The 1,120-nt window shown below is 64.2% G+C and carries 1 protein-coding gene; it reads right to left on the bottom strand.

From position 1 onward, the window contains the following. On the bottom strand, nt 1-1,120 hold a 1,120-nt coding region (locus tag ACYP2A_RS20450), incomplete at both ends, for an amino acid adenylation domain-containing protein (RefSeq protein WP_459747666.1).

Genomic DNA, 1,120 nt, shown 5'->3' with positions numbered 1-1,120 from the left:
GCTTCGTGCTCCAGCAACCGGGCCTCGATCTCACCCAGTTCAATACGGAAACCGCGGATCTTTACCTGATGGTCGATACGACTGACGTACTCGATCACCCCTTCGGCGCGGTAACGCGCCAGATCGCCTGTCCGGTACAGACGACCGCCGCCCTGCTCACTGGTATCGAACGGGTCCGGCACAAAACGCTCTGCCGTCAAATCAGGACGGTGCAAATAGCCTCGGGCCAGCCCGTCGCCCCCGATCAGCAGCTCACCGGCAACACCCGGGGCCGCCGCGCCCAGACCCGGCTCGACGATGTGCAGGCGAGTATTGGCAATCGGCGTGCCCAGCAAGGGCGTCGGTGCGTGTCGGTCCAGGCAGTGCAGCCCTGACCAGATGGTTGTTTCTGTCGGACCGTACAGGTTCCATACCTGTTCGCTGCGCTCCAGCAGCCGGTTGGCCAGGTCCGGTGCCAGCGCCTCGCCGCCACTGAGCAGCCGGCACTGGCGCAATTGTTCGGGCGCTGCGGCATCCAGCAGCATCCGCCACGTCGACGGTGTCGCCTGGACGGTCGTGACCGACTGTTGCTCAATCAGCTTCAGCAACGCCTGCGGATCCTGATTCTCACGATCGGCCAGCAGCACCACGGACGCCCCCACCAGCAGTGGCAGATACAGTTCCAGACCGGCGATATCGAAGGACAGGGACGTCAGCGCCAATACCCGGTCATCGGCCGTCAGTCCAGGCTTGTCGGCCATGCTGAACAGGAAGTTGGCCAGTGCCTGATGGCGCACGGCAACGCCCTTGGGCTTGCCGGTGGAGCCCGAGGTGTAGATGCAGTACGCCGGGTGCTCGGGATGAACCACTACGTCCAGATTATCGACCGGGTAGTGATCCAGTTGCGACCCGTCACGGTCCAGGCACAAGGTCTGGACGTCGGTGACCGGTAACTGGTCGAGCAACCGCTGCTGGGTCAGCAGCAAGCAGGCATCGCTATGCTCGAGCATGTAGGCCAGGCGCTCCTGCGGATACTCAGGGTCCAGCGGCACATAGGCGCCACCGGCCTTGAGAATCGCCAGCAGCCCCACCACCATCTCCAGGCTGCGCTCCACCGCAATGCCCACCAGCACATCGGGGC

The organism is Pseudomonas sp. 3A(2025), assembly GCF_054589175.1.
Note: the sequence above shows the minus strand (reverse complement) of the source record. Positions and strands in the feature narration are given on the sequence as shown.